The 3,565-nt window shown below is 74.1% G+C and carries 2 protein-coding genes; both read right to left on the bottom strand.

Annotated elements, in window-relative coordinates:
* Nucleotides 1–845 (bottom strand): polyketide synthase (locus tag KBX06_RS27340; RefSeq protein ID WP_374225683.1); only part of this gene is annotated, 845 nt, incomplete at its 3' end.
* Between the two features lie 135 nt (nt 846–980).
* Nucleotides 981–3,565: type I polyketide synthase (locus KBX06_RS27335; RefSeq protein ID WP_210839926.1), on the bottom strand; the 2,585-nt coding region annotated here is incomplete at its 5' end.

Here is a 3,565-nt window from a genome sequence, read left to right as displayed (position 1 = left end):
TCCTGATTCACCGCCGAACCACGCACCAACGCCAACACCCGATCACCATCAGCCCGCGCCGACGACAACCGCTTCAACACCAGAACCCCACAACCCTCAGACCACCCCGCACCATCAGCCGACGCCGCAAAACTCTTACACCGACCATCCGGCGACATCGCCTTCAACCGCGAAAACTCCACAAACAACGAAGGGTTGCTCATGATGGTGACGCCACCGGCAAGAGCCAGGTCGCACTCCCGCTGCCGCAGGGCGACGCAGGCCAGGTGGAGGGCGACCAGAGAGGACGAACAGGCGGTGTCCACGGTGACCGCCGGCCCCTGGAGTCCCAGGGTGTAGGAGACGCGACCGGACAGGACGCTGCTGGCCTTGCCGGTGCTGACGTAGCCGTCGAGGGCGTCGAGGTCCAGCCCGAGGCTGCCGTAGTCGGAGCCCATGGTGCCCAGATACACCCCCGTACGGCTCTCGTTCAACGCGTCCGGACGGATACCCGCCCGCTCCAACGCCTCCCACGCCGTCTCCAACACCACCCGCTGCTGCGGATCCATCGCCAACGCCTCCCGACGCGAAATCCCGAAGAACTCCGCATCGAACCGCTCCACATCCCGCAGGAACCCACCCTCGCGCGCATAGCTCTTCCCCACCGCCTCCGGATCCGGGTCAAACAAATCCAACCCGGCCCACCGATCCGGAAACGGACCCACCGCATCCCGACCCTCCACCAACAACGACCAGAACTCCTCCGGCGAATCCGCACCCGGCAACCGACACCCCATCGCCACGATCGCGATCGGCTCACGCAGCTGCGCGTCGAGGTCGGCGGCCCGGGCCTGGAGGGCGCGCAGGGCGTGCAGGGGAACTTCGACCCGGTCCTGGGGGGCGCTGGTCATCGCAGTGGCCTTCCTGTTGCAACGAAGGGTCGGGCAGGTGAATGTGCGGTCGGGGGCGTTGCCCTCAACCGGTGCGGAGCCGGACGGGCGTCAGCTCGGTTCGACGCCGGCGGCCTGCAGGAACGCGTCGAGTTCGGCGTTGAGGTCGGCGACCGAACGGTTCGCCGGGGCGGGCGCGGCCACGGGTTCCACCGCGTCGCCACCACCGGCGAGTTCGACGAGCCGGTCGAGCAGGCCGGTGTCGCGCAGCCGGGTGGCGGTGAGCCGGTCCAGGGCCCAGCGGAGGCGGACCTCCGGGTCGTCGCCGGGTTCGTCCGCGCGGTCCAGGTCCAGCCGGTCGAGGAGGAAGCCGGCCACCGCCGCCGGAGTCGGGTAGTCGAAGGCGAGGGTGGCCGGCAGCGACAGGTCGGCCGCGGCGGAGAGCCGCCGACGTAGTTCGACCGCCATCAGCGAGTCGAGGCCGAGCTGCCGCAGCACGTGCTCCGGGTCGACCGCGGCGGGGGCGAGACCGAGTACGGCGGCCACCTCCCGGCAGACCATGGTGGTCGCCGCCTGGACGCGGGCCGCCGGTGGGCGTGCCAGCAGGTCGTCGCGGAGCGAGCGGGCCGGCGCGGCGGGCGCGGCGGCGGCGGCCTGACGGGCGGCGGGACGAACCAGCGCCCGCAGCATCGCCGGGACCGTGTCGCGGGACCGGACAGCGGCCAGGTCCAGCCGGACCGGGACCGTCGCGCCGGCTCCCCGTTGCAGGGCCGCGTCGAGCAGCCGCAGCCCATCGGCGACGGGGAGGGGGGCGATGCCCTGCTCCCGCATCCGGCGCAGCTCGGCGTCGCCGAGGTGGGCGGTCATGCCGACCCCGGTCTGTGCCCAGAGCCCCCAGGCGAGGTCGACCACGGTGCGTCCCTGGCGGCGCAGCGACTCGGCGAGACCTTCCAGGGCGGTGTTGGCCGCGGCGTAGATGCCCTGACCGACGGTGCCGAGGGTGCCGGCGGCCGAGGAGAAGAAGACCAGTGTGGCCGCCGGCAGCAGTTCGGCCAGGTGGGCGGCACCGTCGACCTTGGGGGCGACGACCCGGTGCAGCCGGTCGGTGTCCTGGCCGCTGAGGAGCCCGTCATCGAGGATCCCGGCCAGGTGGACCACGGTGGTGACCGGCCGGTGCGGTGGTACGGCGTCAAGGGCGGCGGCCACTGCCGAAGTGTCGGTGAGGTCGACGGCTGCCACCGTGACGGTCTCCGCGCCGGCCTCCCGCACCTCGGTCACCAGCTCGGCCGCCCCGGGTGCGTCGGCGCCCCGACGGGAGAGGAGCAGCAGGTGCCGGACGCCGTGTGCGGTGGCCAGGTGCCTGGCGACCGCCGCGCCCAGTTCTCCGGTGCCGCCGGTGACGAGCACGGTCCCGGTGGTGTCCAGCGTGACCGGGTCGGCGTCGGTCGCTTCCGCCGGCACCAGCCGGGGCGCGAACAGCGTCCCGGCGCGAACGGCCAGCTCCGGCTCGTCGGTGCGGGCCAACGCGGCGGCCAGCCCGGCGACGTCGCCGCTCTGGTGGTGCACCAGGCGCAGGGCGCGGTCGGGATTCTCGGCGCGGGCCACCCGCAGCAGCCCGGTGACCGGAGTCTGGGCGACGTCGACCGGGCCGTCGCCGACGGTGGGGGTGTCCCGGGTCAGCCAGACCAGGTCGGTGTCGCCGAGGCGGGGCTCGGCGAGCAGCTCCTGGAGGGTCGCCAGGGTGGCGGCGGCAACGTGGTGCGCGCCCGTGACCGGGTCGGCTGGCCTGGGGGGAACGACCACGACGGTACGCGGTGCCGCACCGGCGGCGTCGAGGTAAGCGCGCAGCCCGGCCGGGTCGGGTACGGAGTGCGCGCCGAGGGCGGCGGCGAGCTGCGGGTCGGCCAGGACGACCAGGCTGTCGCCGGTGACCGGGTCGGGCGCGGCGACCGGGCGTGGCACCACCTGGTAGAGGTCGTCGGTGCGGTGCCGTCGGGCGGCGCGCAGCTGGGCGGCGGTGGCCCGGTGCAGGTAGAGCCCACCGATGTGGGCGACGGGTCCACCGGCCGGGTCGGTGATCCACACCTGGACGCGTCGCCCCTCGGGTTCCTCGACGACGTCGATGGCGACCCGCACGTCGACGGCGTCGCGGGCGAACACCCGCACGTCGGTCCAGCGCACCGGCAGGAGCGCGCCGGCGGCCGGATCGGTGGTGTCCGGTACCGCCTGGATGGCGTGCAGGGCGGCGTCGAGCAGCGCCGGGTGCAGCGTGTACCCCTCGGTGCTGAGGCCCTCGGGGAGGCGGGCCGTCCCCAGGGCGCGATCGGGGCCCCGCCACAGGGCGGTGAGGCCGCCGAACGCCGGCCCGTACGCGATGCCCCGGGCGGCGAACCCGGCGCGGACGGCGTCCAGGTCGACGGCGGTGGCTCCCGGCCCGGGCAGGTCGCGCAGGTCCGGGACGTCCACCGGGGTCGAGACCATGCTCAGCCGGCCGGTGGCGTGCCGGGTCCACGCGCCGGTGTCGGCGTCCGGTCGGGTGTGGATGCTGATCTCCCGCCCGGCTCCGTCGTCCGGGCCGACGGTGACCTGGACGCGGACCGGCCCGGTCAACACCAACGGCTCGACCAGAGTCAACTCCTCGACCCCACCCGCACCCACCTGCTCCCCAGCAGCCAACGCCACATCCAACAACCCCG

Source organism: Micromonospora sp. C31 (assembly GCF_018070575.1).
Lineage (GTDB): Bacteria > Actinomycetota > Actinomycetes > Mycobacteriales > Micromonosporaceae > Micromonospora.
This window is presented reverse-complemented; position numbering and strand designations above follow the sequence as displayed.